At 73.6% G+C, this 16,031-nt stretch carries 11 protein-coding genes; 7 read left to right on the forward strand and 4 right to left on the reverse strand.

What is annotated here, in order from left to right; translation table 11 throughout:
* Positions 1-266: 266 nt before the first annotated feature.
* From IF09_RS0103840 to IF09_RS0103855, 4 genes are all read right to left on the reverse strand, one after another.
* Complete coding sequence (locus tag IF09_RS0103840) at positions 267-2,702, reverse strand: transglutaminaseTgpA domain-containing protein (RefSeq protein ID WP_030291878.1); 2,436 nt, start codon at positions 2,700-2,702, stop codon at positions 267-269.
* Positions 2,699-4,063: a DUF58 domain-containing protein gene (locus IF09_RS0103845; protein WP_030291879.1), complete on the reverse strand. Its 1,365-nt coding sequence runs from the start codon at positions 4,061-4,063 to the stop codon at positions 2,699-2,701. Before IF09_RS0103845 ends, IF09_RS0103840 begins: the two co-directional genes overlap by 4 nt.
* Positions 4,063-5,073, reverse strand: a complete 1,011-nt coding sequence (locus IF09_RS0103850) for an AAA family ATPase (protein WP_030291881.1) — start codon at positions 5,071-5,073, stop codon at positions 4,063-4,065. Before IF09_RS0103850 ends, IF09_RS0103845 begins: the two co-directional genes overlap by 1 nt.
* A gap of 135 nt (positions 5,074-5,208) precedes the next feature.
* The gene (locus tag IF09_RS0103855) at positions 5,209-5,823 is read right to left on the reverse strand and encodes a beta-class carbonic anhydrase (RefSeq protein ID WP_078613036.1); all 615 of its coding nucleotides are present in this window, start codon (positions 5,821-5,823) and stop codon (positions 5,209-5,211) included.
* 311 nt (positions 5,824-6,134) lie between these two features.
* On the opposite strand from IF09_RS0103855, the gene rsmH reads away from it, so the two are divergent.
* From rsmH to murD, 7 genes are all read left to right on the forward strand, one after another.
* A complete protein-coding gene (gene rsmH, locus IF09_RS0103860) occupies positions 6,135-7,064 on the forward strand; it encodes a 16S rRNA (cytosine(1402)-N(4))-methyltransferase RsmH (protein WP_030291891.1) in 930 nt (309 codons plus the stop codon).
* Positions 7,061-7,768 (forward strand): hypothetical protein, encoded by a 708-nt coding sequence (locus IF09_RS46720; RefSeq protein ID WP_037633846.1) that lies wholly within the window; start codon positions 7,061-7,063, stop codon positions 7,766-7,768. The genes rsmH and IF09_RS46720 overlap by 4 nt, the downstream gene beginning before the upstream one ends.
* Before the next feature lie 447 nt (positions 7,769-8,215).
* The gene (locus tag IF09_RS0103870) at positions 8,216-10,288 is read left to right on the forward strand and encodes a peptidoglycan D,D-transpeptidase FtsI family protein (protein ID WP_158709904.1); all 2,073 of its coding nucleotides are present in this window, start codon (positions 8,216-8,218) and stop codon (positions 10,286-10,288) included.
* Positions 10,289-10,334: 46 nt separating this feature from the next.
* Positions 10,335-12,050 carry a UDP-N-acetylmuramoyl-L-alanyl-D-glutamate--2,6-diaminopimelate ligase gene (locus tag IF09_RS0103875; protein ID WP_030291894.1) on the forward strand — a complete coding sequence of 572 codons (1,716 nt, stop codon included), beginning with the start codon at positions 10,335-10,337 and terminating at the stop codon, positions 12,048-12,050.
* Entirely contained in the window at positions 12,047-13,471 is a 1,425-nt protein-coding gene (locus IF09_RS0103880; RefSeq protein WP_030291895.1) for a UDP-N-acetylmuramoyl-tripeptide--D-alanyl-D-alanine ligase, read from the forward strand. The genes IF09_RS0103875 and IF09_RS0103880 overlap by 4 nt, the downstream gene beginning before the upstream one ends.
* Positions 13,468-14,538 carry a phospho-N-acetylmuramoyl-pentapeptide-transferase gene (mraY, locus tag IF09_RS0103885; protein ID WP_030291896.1) on the forward strand — a complete coding sequence of 357 codons (1,071 nt, stop codon included), beginning with the start codon at positions 13,468-13,470 and terminating at the stop codon, positions 14,536-14,538. The genes IF09_RS0103880 and mraY overlap by 4 nt, the downstream gene beginning before the upstream one ends.
* Positions 14,520-15,968 (forward strand): UDP-N-acetylmuramoyl-L-alanine--D-glutamate ligase, encoded by a 1,449-nt coding sequence (gene murD, locus IF09_RS0103890; protein WP_030291897.1) that lies wholly within the window; start codon positions 14,520-14,522, stop codon positions 15,966-15,968. Before mraY ends, murD begins: the two co-directional genes overlap by 19 nt.
* Positions 15,969-16,031: the final 63 nt, after the last annotated feature.

Genomic DNA, 16,031 nt, shown 5'->3' on the forward strand with positions numbered 1-16,031 from the left:
GGCGGGGCGGGACGGCGTAGAACTGGTGGCGCCGGCGCCGCCTGAGTACGTGTACCTAGGTGCGGAAATGAGTACGCGGGCGGATGGGCCCCCACCTGCGCGGACGCCAGACTGGGGACAACGGACGGGGACCCGGCCCGGACCGCCGACACGGGGCGGCCGGTGCGGGCCGGGTACCTTCGCCGTGAGCGGGGGGCACAACGCAGCGCGGCGGGGCTCGGGGGGATCGAGCCTCGCCGCGCTGTTGCCGTTGCGGGGCGATACCCCTAGCCGCGGCCCCGGAGGGGGAGGCGGGAGAGGAGGGTGGTGGCCCGGGCCAACGGGGGGGCCGTGCGGGCCGTGAAGGCCGACCAGCGGGCCGATGCCGACCAGCGGAGGCGGACCGCCGAGCGGGGCAGGAGCAGCGCGCGCAGGCGCGAGCCGCGGCTCACCGAGCCCAGGAGGGCCGCGCGGGCCAGCAGGACGTCCGCCGCCAGGGCCTCGTACGAGACCTCCGCGCCGGGCGGGGCGTACAGCGCCCGCTCCACCGCCCCCGCAACCCGGTGCACCGCATCCGCCGCGTCCCGCTCCAGCCGGCCCAGTACCACCACACGGCCCGCCGCCCGCCGCGGCGACAGCGCCTCGTCGGGGACGATGCCCACGTCCCACGCCGCGTCACCCAGCTCCTGCCAGGCCGGCAGCACCGCCCCGCCCGACAGGCGGCGTACACGGAGCCGCCTGCGCCACAGCAGGGGGAGCAGGGGGAGGGCCAGTACGACCGCCAGCGACAGGGTCCACGCCAGGACCGTGGCCAGCGACGGGCCGCCGCCACCCGACCCCGCGTTCTGCTGCGCCGCCGCAGCCCCGCACTCGCCCAGCTTCTTCAGCTCCGGCGGGCAGTCCTCGGCCTTCGACGGCGCCGCCGACGGCTGCGCCGCGCCCTGCGAGGGCAGCGCCGCCGGCGCCGACGGCTGGGCCGCCGGGGCCTCGGCCCGGGAGTAGTCCGGGATCGTGATGCCCTGGCGCGGCGTCGGCTCGAACCGGGTCCAGCCCACGCCCTCGAAGTACAGCTCGGGCCACGCGTGAGCGTCCCGCATCGACACGTTCACGCTGCCGTCGGACTGCTTCTCGCCGGGCGTGAACCCCACCGCGACCCGCGCCGGGATCCCGAGCGAGCGCGACATCGCCGCCATCGAGAACGCGAAGTGGATGCAGAACCCCTCCTTGTCCGCGAGGAACCTGGCGATGGCCTGCGGCCCCGTACCCGAGGCCACCTTCGTGTCGTAGCGGAATCCACCGTTCACGGCGAAGTAGTCCTGCAGCTTCACCGCCCGCGTGTAGTCGTCCTTAGAACCCTTCGTGACCTGGCGGGCCGTATCGGCGACCACCGCAGGCAGATTGTCCGGCAGCTTCGTGTACTCGGCCTTGATCGCCGGATTCGCCTGCGGCGCCGCCTGCAGCTCCACGGCCGTCGGCCGCAGCAGCAGGCTGCGCACCGTGTACATGGCGCCCTGCACGTTCTGGAACTTGTCCTTGCCCAGCTGGTCCCCGACCAGCGTCCGGCCGGCCGGCTCGAACCGCCACTTGCCGGGGATGTCCACGCCCGTCGCCGGGTAGGGCATCGGCAGGTAGCGCTGCGCGTACGTGTCGGCCGCCGAGATGCTCGTCCGTACCTCGGTCCCGGTCGCCCGGACCTGCTCGCTCAGCCCCGGCGGGGCGGGCAGCCGCTCCGGCACGTCGGTCAGGGCGCGCCCGGAGGCCTCCCATTTGACGCCGTTGAACTCGTCCAGCGCCAGGATCCGCAGGTACTGCTCGCCGAGCTGCGGGCTGTCCGTGCGGTACTTCAGCACGACCCGGTTGTCCTGCGCGTTCAGGCTGCCCTGCAGGGAGACCAGCGGGTTGACCGCCGAGATCGTCCCACCGACGCCCGTGCCGCCGCCCTCGGCCTCGCCCTGGGCGCCCAGCAGCCCGCCGCCGAGCGCCGGCAGCGCCGCCGGCACCGCCAGCGCGATGCCCAGCGCGACCGCGCCGATCCGCCGCCCGGTGCGTACGGGGGCCAGCGCCCGGCCCGTGCCCGCGCCGCCGCCCCCGTACCCCGAGGCCGCCGACACCCGCCCGCTCGGGGCCGCGCCGAAGACCCGGCCCCATTGGGCGAGCCGGTCGCGGCCCTCGGCCAGCAGCAGCAACAGGTAGCCGCAGCCGGCCAGCAGGAAGGAGACCGCGGAGGCCCCGGCGCCGCCGGAGAGCCCCGCGGCGACCGAGTACAGCGCGAGCAGCGGCAGCCCGGCCGCGGCAGCGGTCCGCAGGGTCACCGCCAGCAGGTCCACCAGCAGCCCGATCACCAGCACCCCGGCCAGCAGCAGCAGCCGGATGCCGTCCGTCAGCGGCGCCGGGATCGCGAACTCGCCCACGTCCAGGACGCCCCGCCGGAACAGGGCGCCGAAGTCCGTCACCAGATAGGCCATCGGGCCGGTCCCGGTGGATTCGCCCTTGCCCGCGAACAGGAACATCAGCACCAGCAGCGAGACCAGCACCTGCGAGGCCACCGTGAGCGTGCGCCCCAGCGGCACCCGCCGGGCCCCGGCCCCCACCCCGCTCTGCACGGCCAGCAGCACCGCAGCCTGCAGCAGCCAGCCCGCCGAGTCCACCAGCGAGGCCAGCGACCACGAGGTGAGCAGGGTCGCCAGCATCGCGAAGAGCGTCACGCGCGCTCGCCCGCTCATCCCCAGCCTCCGGAAGTACCCGTGCCGAGCGGAGCGTTCCCGGCCTGCCGCCACAGCTCCCCGAACGCCACCCCGGGCGGCGCGGCCAGCGCCGTCCAGCCCGCGTCGCGCAGCCTGCGCACCCGCGGCTCCACGCGCGAAGGCCGCCCGGACCAGAGCGCGGAGTCCAGTACGAAGGCCACCGCGCCGCCGCAGCGCACGCGCATCTTGGCCGCCAGTTCCGTCTGTACGTCGTCCAGGTCCCCGAAGAAGGCGATGAGGAGCCCGTCACCGCCGGCTCCGCCGAAGCCCCCGCCCGCGCCGCCGCCGCGCACCGCGTCGTACGCGCGCGAGAGGCCGGCTCCGTCGGAGTGCCCGACGACCGCGAGGGTGTCCATCATCAGCCCGGCCGCCTCCGCGGACTCCTGCCCGCCGGAGGAGAAACCGCCGCCGTCGCCGGGCACCGAGGTCCCGGTGTCCGTCAGCAGCCGGACCGAGAACCCCTGCTCGAGCAGGTGCACCAGGGACGAGGCCGCCCCGGACACCGCCCACTCGAACGCGGAGTCCGGTCCGGCGCCCTCGAAGGCGACGCCGCGGGTGTCCAGCAGGACCGTGGCCCTGCTGCGCTGCGGCTGCTCCTCGCGGCGCACCATCAGTTCGCCGTAGCGGGCGGTGGAGCGCCAGTGCACCCGGCGCAGGTCGTCGCCGCGCCGGTAGCCGCGCGGGATCACGTCGTCGTCGCCGGCCAGGGCCAGCGAGCGGCGGCTGCCGTCGCCGTAGCCGGAGGTCTCGCCGGTCAGCCGGACCGCGGGCAGCACCTCGGTGCGCGGGATCACGGTGAGGGTGTCGTACGTACTGAACGAGCGGGTCAGCTCGACCAGCCCGAAGGGGTCGGTCAGCCGCAGCTGGAGCGGACCCAGCGGGTAGCGGCCGCGCAAGTCGGAGCGGACCCGGTAGGAGACCTCGCGGCGCCCGCCGGGCTCGACCCGGTCCAGGACGAAGCGGGGCCGGGGGCCGAGCACGTACGGCACCCGGTCCTGGAGCATCAGCAGTCCGGTGGGCAGCCGGGAGACGTTCTCCATGCGCAGTTGGACCCGGGCCTCGGAGCCCGCGGCCACCCGCATCGGGGTCAGCCGGCGGGTGCCGGAGACCCGGTGGCGGGTGCGGTGCAGCGCGAGGACGCAGACCAGCGGCAGCGCGGCGAGCAGCAGCCCGACCCGGAGCAGTTCGCCCTGGCCGAGTACGTACGCGCACAGGGCGGCGGCGACCCCGGCGGCCAGGAAGGACCGGCCGCGGGTGGTCAGCCCCGCCAGCGAGGCGCGCAGCCCGCCGGACGCGCCCCGGCCCTCGCCGCCGGCGCCGCGCGGGGCACCGGCGCTCATCAGAAGCTCCGGATGCCCGCGCCGGGCGGCATCTCGCCGCGGACGTGCGCGGCGGGGACGGGGGTGCGCTGGAGGATGTCGTGGACGACCTGCTCGGCGGTGCGCCGGCCCAGCTGGGCCTGCGCGGTGGGCAGCAGCCGGTGCGCGAGGACGGGGGCGGCCAGCGCCTGCACGTCGTCGGGCAGCACGTACTCCCGGCCGGACAGGGCGGCCGAGGCCTTCACGGCGCGCAGCAGGTGGAGCGTGGCACGGGGGGAGGCGCCCAGGCGCAGGTCCGGGTGGCTGCGGGTGGCGGCGACCAGGTCGACGACGTAGCGGCGGACGGGCTCGGCGACGTAGACCTCGCGCACGGCCTCTATCAGCTTGACGATGTCGTGGGCGTGCGCGACGGCCTGGAGGTCGTCGAGCGGGGAGATCCCGCCGTGCACGTCGAGCATCTGGAGCTCGGCCTCGGCGCTCGGGTAGCCGACGGAGACGCGGGCCATGAAGCGGTCGCGCTGGGCCTCGGGGAGGGGGTAGGTTCCCTCCATCTCCACCGGGTTCTGGGTGGCGACCACCATGAACGGGCTCGGCAGCGTGTACGTCGTGCCGTCGATGGTGACCTGGCGCTCCTCCATCGACTCCAGCAGCGCGGACTGCGTCTTCGGCGAGGCACGGTTGATCTCGTCGCCGATGACGATCTGCGCGAAGATCGCGCCCGGCTTGAACTCGAACTCGCGGCGCTGCTGGTCGTAGATGCTGACACCGGTGATGTCGGAGGGCAGCAGGTCCGGCGTGAACTGGATGCGCTGCACCGAGCAGTCGATGGACTTCGCGAGCGTCTTGGCGAGCATCGTCTTGCCGACGCCGGGGACGTCCTCGATGAGCAGGTGCCCCTCGGCGAGCAGCACGGTCAGCGCGATGCGTACGACCTCGGGCTTGCCCTCGATCACGCTCTCGACCGAGCGGCGCACCCGCTCCGCGGTGCTCGTCAGATCTGCGAGGCTCGCTCGGTCGTCATACGTCGTCACCTGGTTCTCCTCGGCCCTTTCTGCAGGGCCGACGCCCTCGGCGCACTCCGGCCCACCCCGACACGGACGCCGGCCCGGACGGTTTTCCGGGCGGCGTCTTCCGGCATTCTTGACGGCGTTGTGGCCTTGTGTCACTCACGAGGCGGGATCGATCTCCCTCAGGAGTCCGGTGTGCACGTCGAAGACGAAGCCTCGCACATCGTCGCGGTGCGGCAGGAAGGGGTTCGTCCGGACCCGCTGCATGGACTGGCGGACGTCCTGGTCCACGTCCCGGAAGGCCTCGACGGCCCAGGCGGGGCGCTGGCCGACCTCGTCCTCGAGCTCGTGCCGGAAGTCCTCGGTCAGGCTTTCGAGGCCGCATCCGGTGTGGTGGATCAGTATCACCGTGCGGGTGCCGAGTGCCCGCTGGCTGATGGTGAGCGAGCGGATGGTGTCGTCGGTGACCACGCCGCCCGCGTTGCGGATCGTGTGACAGTCGCCGAGCTCCAGGCCGAGGGCCTTGTGCAGGTCGAGTCGGGCGTCCATGCAGGCCACGACGGCCACGTGCAGGACGGGGCGGGCGTCCATGCCAGGGTCGGTGAATTCCGCGGCGTACTCCCGGTTCGCCGCGACCAGCCGGTCCGTGACGGAGCCGCCGCTGGATGCCTGGGGGGTGGTCTCTGCGGGCAGGGATGCGGAAGTCGTCATGCATACGACGGTAGTGGTCACCGCAGGTAAAGGCATGGAGTGAGAGGGGACAAAGAAGGTCAACCAGCCTTGTTGTGAGCTAACCCACAGGAGTGAGGCGAGGGCGGCCGTTCAGGTGATTCGCGGCTTTTGGGGGTTCCGTACGAGAGGGGCGCACGGCGCGCGGGGCGGTTCGTTGACCGCGGCGACCGTTGCACTAAAGTGACGCGAACCGGCCGGAGCCCGGCCCTGACCGGCCGCCCGGTCTCTTACGACCTGGGGAGCAACAGCGCCCGGCGTCGCCAGTAACACTCCGCGTGCGCGGCGCGGCGTATGCCTGCCGCGCCGTTATCTGAGAGGGCGCTTTGACTAGCGAGTCCCGACATGTCCCGGTGATGCTCCAGCGGTGCCTGGACCTGTTGGCCCCGGCGCTGGAGAGGCCCGGGGCCGTCGTCGTCGACTGCACCCTCGGCCTCGGCGGCCACAGCGAGGCCCTGCTGACCCGGTTCCCCGAGGCGCACCTGATCGGCCTCGACCGCGACAAGGAGGCCCTGCGGCTCTCTGGCGAGCGGCTCGCCCCCTTCGGCGACCGGGCCACCCTGGTCCACGCGATCTACGCCGACCTCGCGGAGGTCCTGGACGGCCTGGGCATCCCTGCCGTCCAGGGCATCCTCTTCGACCTGGGCGTCTCCTCCATGCAGCTGGACGAGGCCGACCGCGGGTTCGCGTACGCGCAGGACGCGCCGCTGGACATGCGGATGGACCAGACGACCGGCATCAGCGCCGCGGAGGTCCTCAACACGTACGCGCCCGGAGAGCTGGTACGGATCCTGCGCCAGTACGGCGAGGAGAAGCAGGCCAAGCGGATCGTGTCGGCGATCGTGCGCGAGCGGGAGAAGGAGCCCTTCAGCAACAGCGCGCGGCTGGTCGAGCTGATCCGGGACGCGCTGCCGCAGGCGGCGAAGCGGACGGGCGGCAACCCGGCCAAGCGGACGTTCCAGGCGCTGCGGATCGAGGTCAACGGCGAGCTGTCGGGTCTGGAGCGGGCGATCCCGGCGGCGGTGGACCGGATCGCGGTGGGCGGCCGGATCGCGGTGCTCTCGTACCACTCGCTGGAGGACCGGCTCGTCAAGCAGGTCTTCGCGGCGGGCGCGGCCTCGACGGCCCCGCCCGGGCTGCCGGTGGTCCCGGAGAAGTACCAGCCCAAGCTGAAGCTGCTCACCCGTGGCGCGGAGCTGCCCACGGAGGAGGAGATCGCCGAGAACCGGCGGGCCGCTCCGGCCCGCTTCCGCGGAGTCGAGCGCATCCGGGAGGCGCGGCTGTGAGCAAAGCCGGGGGACTGGGGCGGCTGCGGGGCGGCCCTCCGGGGCAGGCGGCGCGGACGCCGTTCGTCCTGCTGGTGGTGGCGCTGCTCGCAGGCGGGCTGATCAGCCTGCTGCTCCTGAACTCGGCGCTCAACCAGGGCTCCTTCCAGCTGAGCAAGCTGAAGAAGGAGACGACCGCGCTCACGGACGAGGAGCAGGCGCTGCAGCGGGACGTGGACGGGTACTCGGCGCCCGACGCGCTGCAGCGGCGGGCGCACGAACTGGGCCTGGTCCCGGGGGGCAGCCCGGTCTTCATCGGCCCGGACGGCAAGGTCACGGGCGCGGCGGCAGCAGCGGAGCCCCCGCCCCCGTCGGCCACCCCGGCCCCGGCCGGCGCACCGCCCGGCACCGCAGGCCCCGCCCCGGCCGCCACCCCGGGCCCGGCCTCAGGCGGCACCCAGGGCCCCGCCCAGACGGCCGGCCCGGGCTCTGCCCAGGCCGCCCCCCAGGGCTCCGCCCAAGGCGGCCCCCAGAGCTCCGCCCAAGGCGGCCCCCAGGGCTCGGCCTCGGGCGGTGTCCCGGGCTCCGGCCAGCCGGGCGGCTCCGTCGGCGGCCCGGCCGACACCGCGGGCTCCGCCCCGGCCGGGGGGCCGGCGGGCGCACCGCAGACCGGCCGGTCCGTACCCGGCGGAGCCCCTCAGTCCAACCCGACCCCCGGAAGGTGACGTCGTGACGCGGACCCTCCCCCAGCTCCCGCCGGGGGCACCCCAGGCGGGACCCTCTCCCTGCACCGGATCGCCGGCCCCGGCCAGGCCCGGCGGGCTGCCGCCGCGCGGGGCACGGGCCGTCCCCTGCCCGCCCTTCCACCGTTCCCCGGGCTCCGCCCCGGCCCCGCAGGGGCACGCCGCCGCGGGCAGGGGCCGCCCCCCGCACCCCCGCGCCTCGAACGCCGGCGGGGCCGAAGCTGCCCTCCGGGCGACGCGGCCCGCCGTACGTCCGGGTGCCGGGTACGTCGCGCACGGGTGTGGCGCCGCCGAAGCCGCCCGCCGGGCGACCCGGCCCACCGGGCCGCAGCCGGCCATGCGGAGCCCGAGGGCCGTCCGGCGCTGCCGAGCCATCCGGCACGGCCGGCCGGATCCGGCCTCGCCGGCGATCGGGGCGCGGGGGCGGGGATGGAGCCCCGGGGGTGGTCGGGCCTGGCCGGGCCCGGCGGCGGTACGGACCCGCGGGGTGGTGACGTGAGGGGGCAGGACGGGCGGCGGGTGCCCGGGCCCGGACGGGCGCGGCCCGGCGGGGGTGAGCGGGCGCGGGCCAATTCGCGGCCCGCGACCCGGCGGCCCGCCCCCGCGAGGCAGCCGCACACCATCCGCCTCGGCAGCCCCAAGCCCCGCCTGCGCCTCGTCAGCGTCGGGCTGACCCTCGTCATGCTCGCCTTCGTCGTGCGACTGCTCCAGGTGCAGGCCGTCGACGCCTCCGCGTACTCCGCCAAGGCCTCCGAGAACCGCTTCGCGAGCTACACCCTGGCCGCCGAGCGCGGCGAGATCACCGACCGCAAGGGCGTCGCGCTCGCGACCAGCGTCGACGCGTACGACATCACCGCCGACCCGAAGATGTTCACCCCGCAGGACAGCAAGGCCCCGGACGCCCCCGAGCAGGCCGCCGCCCTCCTCGCGCCGATCCTCGGCAAGGACGCCAAGGAGCTCGCCGCCCGCCTGAAGACCAAGAACACCCGCTACGTCGTCCTCGCCCGCCGCCAGACCCCACAGGTCTGGAACCAGATCAAGGACCTCAAGCGGGTCTTCGCCGACAAGGCCGCCGCCGACAAGAAGAACAACGGCCCCGGCGCCAACGTCCTCGCCGGCGTGTTCAACGAGGACAGCAGCAAGCGCGTGTACCCCAACGGGGACCTGGCCGCCGGGATACTGGGCTACGTCAACGCCGAGGGCAAGGGCGCCGGCGGCCTCGAGTCCTCCCTCGACAAGAAGCTGGCCGGCAAGGACGGCGCCATCACGTACGCCCAGTCCGGCGGCCGCCGCGTGCCCACGGCCGGGTCCAGCGAGAAGCCCGCCGTGCCCGGCGAGGACATCGAGCTGACCATCGACCGCGACATCCAGTGGGCGGCGCAGAGCGCCATCACCGAGCAGGTCGCCAAGTCCGAGGCCGACCGCGGCTACGTCATCGTCCAGGACACCCGCACCGGAGAGGTGCTGGCCATGGCCAACGCCCCCGGCTTCGACCCCAACGACCTGTCGAAGGCCAGCTCCGCCGCCATGGGCAACGCGGCCCTGCAGGACGTCTACGAGCCCGGCTCCACCGCCAAGGTGATGTCGATGGCCGCCGTCCTCGAGGAGAAGAAGGCCACCCCCGGCACCCACGTCGAGGTGCCCAACCGGCTGCACCGCGGCGACCGGCTGTTCAAGGACGACATCGACCACCCGACCTGGTACCTCACCCTCAACGGGGTCCTCGCCAAGTCCTCCAACATCGGCACCATCCTGGCCACCGGCCAGCTCGGCGCCAGCCAGCCCGAGGCCAACCGGGTCCTCTACTCCTACCTGAACAAGTTCGGCATCGGACAGCCCACCGGCCTGAACTACCCGGGCGAGTCCCGCGGCATCCTCGCCCGGCCCGAGGCCTGGTCCACCTCCCAGCAGTACACGATCCCTTTCGGCCAGGGCCTCTCCCTCAACGCCATGCAGGCGGCCTCCGTGTACTCGACGATCGCCAACGGCGGCGTCCGGATCGCGCCCACCCTGGTCCGCGGCACCAAGGGACCCGACGGCCGCTTCACCCCGGCCCCGGCCCCCGAGCAGACCCGGGTGATCAGCCCGGAGACCGCGAAGACGCTGGCCGAGATGCTCGAGTCGGTCGTCGACGACCAGGAGGGCACCGGCACCAAGGCCCGCATCCCCGGCTACCGCGTCGGCGGCAAGACCGGCACCTCCAACCGGGTGGATCCGGCCACCGGCCGCTACAAGGGCTACACCGCCTCCTTCGCCGGTTTCGCGCCCGCGGACAACCCGCGCATCACCGTCTACTGCGCCATCCAGAACCCCACGAAGGGCAGCTACTTCGGCGGTCAGATCTGCGGACCGATCTACAAGAAGGTCATGGAGTTCGCCCTCAAGACCCTCCAGGTCGCCCCGACCGGAGGCGCCCCCGCCGGGCTCCCGGTCACCTTCGACGCCGGCCCCCAGCCCTCCGCACCGCCCGCCCCCCAGCCCACCCCGCAGCCCGGCCAGTGACCCGGGCCGCCCCGCCGGCCCGCCAGAAATCCGTGAGGCACCATCAGTGACAACGATCACCCCGAAACCCGGGAACCCGACGGCCGCCGGCGGCACGGCCGGGCCCTCACTTCGCGAGCGGCCCGCCGCGCCCGGTACGCTCACCGCCGTGCCCCACGCTGATCAGCCCAGAACCACCCAGCAAGACGCCCCGGCAACGCCGCCGGGAGCGCCCCGGCCCCAGGCCGCCCGCCCGACCCCCCTGGGCGAGCTGGCCACCCTGCTGGGCATCGAAGCCACCGGCGCAGCCGCCGCGGCGCAGCCCCCGCAGATCACCGGGATCACGCACGACTCCCGTGCCGTGCGCCCCGGCGACCTGTACGCGGCCCTGCCCGGCGCCAAGCTGCACGGCGCCGACTTCGCGGCCCAGGCGGCCGCGCTCGGCGCCGCGGCCGTGCTGACCGACCCGGCGGGCGCCGAACGCGCAGCAGCGACCGGCCTGCCGGTCCTGGCCGTCGACGGCCCGCGCGGCCGGATGGGCGAGCTCGCCGCAGCGATCTACGGCCGTCCCGGCGAGGGCCTGCTCCAGATCGGCATCACCGGCACCTCCGGCAAGACCACCACGGCGTACCTCGTCGAGGGCGGTCTGCGCGGCGCCGGACGCAGCACCGGACTGGTCGGAACCGTCGAGATGCGCATCGGCGACGAGCGCATCAAGTCGGAGCGCACCACCCCCGAGGCCACCGACCTCCAGGCCCTGTTCGCGGTCATGCGCGAACGCGGGGTCGAAGCCGTCGCCATGGAGGTCTCCAGCCACGCCCTGGTGCTCGGCCGGGTCGACGGATGCGTCTTCGACGTCGCCGTCTTCAACAACCTGAGCCCGGAGCACATGGAGTTCCACTCCGACATGGAGGACTACTTCCAGGCCAAGGCACAGCTCTTCACCGAGCGCCGTGCCCGCCTCGGGGTGGTCAACGTCGACGACGAGTACGGCCGCCGCCTCGCCAAGGAGGCCGCGATCCCGGTGGTCACGTTCTCCGCCGCGGGCGATGCGGGCGCCGACTGGCGCGCCGAGGACGTGGTGTTCGGGCACATGGACTCCACGCTGACCCTGGTCGGCCCCCAGGGGCAGCGCGTACGGGCCACGGCCCCGCTGCCCGGTCCGTTCAACGTCGCCAACACCGTCGCCGCGATCGTCACGCTCGCCGCCGCCGGACTCGACCCGCAGACCGCCGCCGACGGCGTCGCCGCGGTCCCCGGGGTCCCCGGCCGGCTGGAGCGGGTGGACGCGGGCCAGCCGTACCTCGCCGTCGTCGACTACGCGCACAAGACGGACGCCGTCGAATCGGTGCTGCGCGCGCTGCGCGAGGTCACGGCCGGCAAGCTGCACATCGTGCTCGGCTGCGGCGGCGACCGCGACACCACCAAGCGCGCCCCGATGGGCGCCGCGGCCGCCCGGTTCGCCGACACCGCCGTACTGACCTCCGACAACCCGCGCTCCGAGGATCCCCTCGCGATCCTCGCCGCGATGTTCGAGGGCGCCGTCTCCGTACCCGCCGAAGAGCGCGGCACCGTCCTCGTCGACGCCGACCGCGCCGCGGCCATCGCCGCCGCGGTCGCCCGCGCCGAGCCCGGCGACACGGTGCTCGTGGCGGGCAAGGGCCACGAGCAGGGCCAGGACACCGCCGGCGTCGTACGGCCCTTCGACGACCGCGCGGTGCTCCGCGCCGCGATCGAACGCCAGCAAGGCAGCAACGTCCGACAGGCCGAGGTGAACCAGTGATCGCCCTTTCCCTCGCCGAGATCGCCGACATCACCGGCGGACGGCCCCACGACATACCGGATCCGTCCGTGCGGATCACCGGGCCCGTCGTCATCGACTCCCGTCAGGTGGAGGCCGGCAGCCTGTTCGCCGCGTTCGCCGGCGAGCACGTCGACGGCCACGACTACGCCGAGCGCGCGGTCGCCTCCGGAGCCGCGGCCGTCCTCGCCGCCCGGCCCGTCGGCGTCCCCGCGATCGTCGTCGCCGATGTCGAGAAGGCCCTCGGCGCCCTCGCCCGAGCCGTCGTCGAGCGCCTCGGCACCGACGTGGTGGCCCTGACCGGCTCCGCCGGCAAGACCTCCACCAAGGACCTCATCGCCCAGGTGCTCCAGGCCCACGCGCCCACCGTGTGGACCCCGGGCTCCCTCAACAACGAGATCGGCCTGCCGCTCACCGCGCTGCGCGCCACGGAGGAAACCCGGCACCTGGTGCTGGAGATGGGCGCCCGCGGCATCGGGCACATCGAGTACCTCACCGGCCTGACCCCGCCGCGCATCGGACTCGTCCTCAACGTCGGGACCGCCCACATCGGCGAGTTCGGCGGCCGCGAGCAGATCGCCCAGGCCAAGGGCGAGCTGGTCGAGGCCCTGCCGTCCGCGGCCGAGGGCGGAGTTGCGGTCCTGAACGCCGACGACCCGCTGGTGCGCGCGATGTCCGCCCGGACGAAGGCCCGCACGGTGCTCTTCGGCGAGGCCGACGACGCCGGCGTACGGGCCACCGAAGTCCGTATGACACCGGCAGGACAACCCTCCTTCACACTCCACACACCCACCGGGTGCGGCGAAGTGACCTTGCGCCTGTACGGTGAGCACCACGTGTCGAACGCGCTCGCCGCGGCCGCCGTCGCCCATGTACTGGGCATGTCCGTGGAGGAGATCGCCACCGCGCTCTCCGAGGCGGGCACCTTGTCCCGGTGGCGGATGGAGGTCACCGAGCGGGCGGACGGCGTGACGATCGTCAACGACGCCTACAACGCGAATCCCGAGTCCATGCGGGCCGCTCTGCGCGCGCTTGCCGCGATGGGCGGCACCGCCAGGGCCGACGGGGGACGTACGTGGGCGGTGCTCGGTCCCATGGCCGAGCTCGGGGACGCATCGTTGGCCGAGCACGACGCGGTGGGACGGCTTGCCGTCCGGCTCAACGTGAGCAAGCTCGTCGCAGTCGGGGGCAGGGAAGCGTCCTGGCTGCAACTGGGCGCATATAACGAGGGTTCGTGGGGTGAGGAGTCGGTGGTCGTGTCCGACGCGCAGGCGGCGATCGACCTGTTGCGCAGGGAACTGCGCCCGGGTGACGTCGTGCTGGTGAAGGCTTCCAGGTCGGTCGGCCTGGAGCGGGTCGCTCTGGCGCTGCTGGCCGGCGGGGGCGAGGTCGCCGACCGATGAGGCAGATCCTCTTCGCCGGTGTCATCGGCATGTTCCTGACCGTGATCGGCACCCCGCTGCTGATCAAGCTGCTGGCCCGCAAGGGCTACGGCCAGTTCATCCGCGACGACGGCCCGCGCGGCCACGCCGGGAAGAAGGGCACGCCCACCATGGGCGGTATCTCCTTCATCCTGGCGACGATCATCGCGTACGCCCTGACGAAGGTGATCACGGGCAGTCAGCCCACGTTCTCCGGCGTGCTGGTCCTCTTCCTGATGGCCGGCATGGGCCTCGTCGGCTACCTCGACGACTACATCAAGATCGTCAAGCGCCGCTCGCTCGGTCTGCGGGCCAAGGCCAAGATGGCCGGCCAGCTGATCGTCGGCATCGCCTTCGCGGTGCTCGCGCTGCAGTTCAAGGACGCCCGCGGCAACGCCCCCGCCTCCACGAAGCTGTCGTTCGTCACGGACTTCGGCTGGTCGATCGGCCCGGTGCTGTTCGTGGTCTGGGCGCTGTTCATGATTCTGGCCATGTCCAACGGCGTGAACCTGACCGACGGTCTGGACGGCCTGGCCACCGGCGCCGCGGTGATGGTCTTCGGTGCCTACACGTTCATCGGCGTCTGGCAGTTCCAGGAGTCGTGCGCCAACGCGCAGACCCTGACGAACCCCAACGCCTGTTTCGAGGTACGAGATCCGCTGGACCTCGCGATCGTCGCCTCGGCACTGATGGGCGCCTGCTTCGGCTTCCTGTGGTGGAACACCTCCCCCGCCAAGATCTTCATGGGCGACACCGGCTCGCTGGCCCTCGGCGGCGCCCTCGCCGGTCTCGCGATCTGCTCCCGCACGGAGTTCCTGATCGCCCTCCTCGGCGGCCTCTTCGTCCTCATCACCATGTCGGTCGTCATCCAGGTCGGCTCCTTCAAGCTCACCGGGAAGCGCGTCTTCCGGATGGCCCCGCTGCAGCACCACTTCGAACTGAAGGGGTGGTCCGAGGTCCTGGTGGTGGTCCGGTTCTGGATCATCCAGGGCATGTGCGTGATCGTGGGTCTCGGACTCTTCTACGCGGGATGGGCAGCGGACAAGTGACGTCCTGGCAGGGCAAGAACATCACCGTCGCCGGTCTCGGCGTGAGCGGCATCAGCGCCGCCCGCGCCCTGGCCGGCCTCGGCGCCGTCGTGACGGTCGTCGACAACGGGGACGGCGACGCGCACCGTGCGCGGGCCGCCGAGCTCGCGGAGCTGGGCGTCGAGGTCCGCCTCGGACACCTGGCCGACGGCGCTCGCGCCGGCGACGTTCTGCCCGAGGGCACCGACCTGGTGGTCACTTCGCCCGGCTGGAAGCCGGACAGCCCGCTCTTCGCGGCCGCAGCGGCGGCCGGCGTCGAGGTCGTCGGGGACGTCGAGATCGCCTGGCAGTTGCGCGGCCCGGAAGCGGCCCCGTGGCTGGCGATCACCGGTACGAACGGCAAGACCACCACCACCCAGATGCTCGCCTCGATCCTGAAGGCCGCGGGTCTGAAGACCGCGGCCGTCGGCAACATCGGCACCCCGATCATCGACGTGGTGCTCGGCGAGGAGCAGTACGACGTGCTCGCCGTCGAACTCTCCAGCTACCAGCTGCACTGGGCGCCCTCGCTGCGCGCCCACTCGGCGGCCGTGCTCAACCTGGCCCCCGACCACCTCGACTGGCACGGCTCGATGGAGGCGTACGCCGCCGACAAGGGCCGCATCTACGAGGGCAACACGGTGGCCTGCGTCTACAACGTCGCCGACCCGGCCACCGAGGCCCTGGTCGTCGAGGCGGACGTCGAGGAGGGCTGCCGGGCGATCGGTTTCACCCTGGGCGCCCCCGGCCCCTCCATGCTCGGCGTCGTCGACGGCATCCTCGTCGACCGCGCCTTCGTCGAGAACCGGCAGAAGAACGCCCAGGAGCTCGCCGAGGTCAAGGACGTCAACCCGCCGGCCCCGCACAACATCGCCAACGCGCTCGCCGCGGCGGCCCTGGCCCGTGCCTTCGGCGTCGCGCCGCGCGCGGTCCGCGACGGCCTGCGCAACTTCCGCCCCGACGCGCACCGCGTCGCGTACGTGGACGAGGTCGCGGGGGTCACGTACATCGACGACTCCAAGGCCACCAACACGCACGCCGCCGAGGCCTCCCTGGCCGCCTTCGAGCCCGTCGTGTGGATCGCCGGCGGCCTCGCCAAGGGCGCGACCTTCGACGAGCTCGTCCAGAAGTCGGCGAAGCAGCTCCGCGGCGTGGTGCTGATCGGCGCCGACCGGGCGCTGATCGCCGAGGCGCTGGCGCGACACGCCCCCGAGGTCCCGGTCGTCGACCTCGAGCGGACCGACACTGGGGCGATGCTCGCAGTGGTCCGGGAAGCGGCCCGGCTCGCAGAGCCCGGCGACACGGTTCTGCTGGCACCGGCCTGTGCCTCGATGGACATGTTCGCGAACTACAACAAGCGCGGGGACGCATTCGCGGACGCGGTGCGCGAACTGGCCGCCGAGAGCGCGTAGGCCCGGCCGGTCGTTCTCAGGTCGGCGAGTCCTCCCCGACCGGCTGCTCGCCTCGTACGAGTG

Source organism: Streptomyces katrae, assembly GCF_000717655.1.
Classification (GTDB): domain Bacteria; phylum Actinomycetota; class Actinomycetes; order Streptomycetales; family Streptomycetaceae; genus Streptomyces; species Streptomyces katrae_B.

Bases quoted from the DNA above. Each gene is read 5' to 3' on its own strand.
- IF09_RS0103840 (WP_030291878.1), bottom strand. From the start codon at position 2,702: ATGAGCGGGCGAGCGCGCGTGACGCTCTTCGCGATGCTGGCGACCCTG.
- IF09_RS0103845 (WP_030291879.1), bottom strand. From the start codon at position 4,063: ATGAGCGCCGGTGCCCCGCGCGGCGCCGGCGGCGAGGGCCGGGGCGCG.
- rsmH (WP_030291891.1), top strand. From the start codon at position 6,135: ATGCTCCAGCGGTGCCTGGACCTGTTGGCCCCGGCGCTGGAGAGGCCC.
- IF09_RS0103870 (WP_158709904.1), top strand. From the start codon at position 8,216: ATGGAGCCCCGGGGGTGGTCGGGCCTGGCCGGGCCCGGCGGCGGTACG.
- mraY (WP_030291896.1), top strand. From the start codon at position 13,468: ATGAGGCAGATCCTCTTCGCCGGTGTCATCGGCATGTTCCTGACCGTG.
- murD (WP_030291897.1), top strand. From the start codon at position 14,520: ATGGGCAGCGGACAAGTGACGTCCTGGCAGGGCAAGAACATCACCGTC.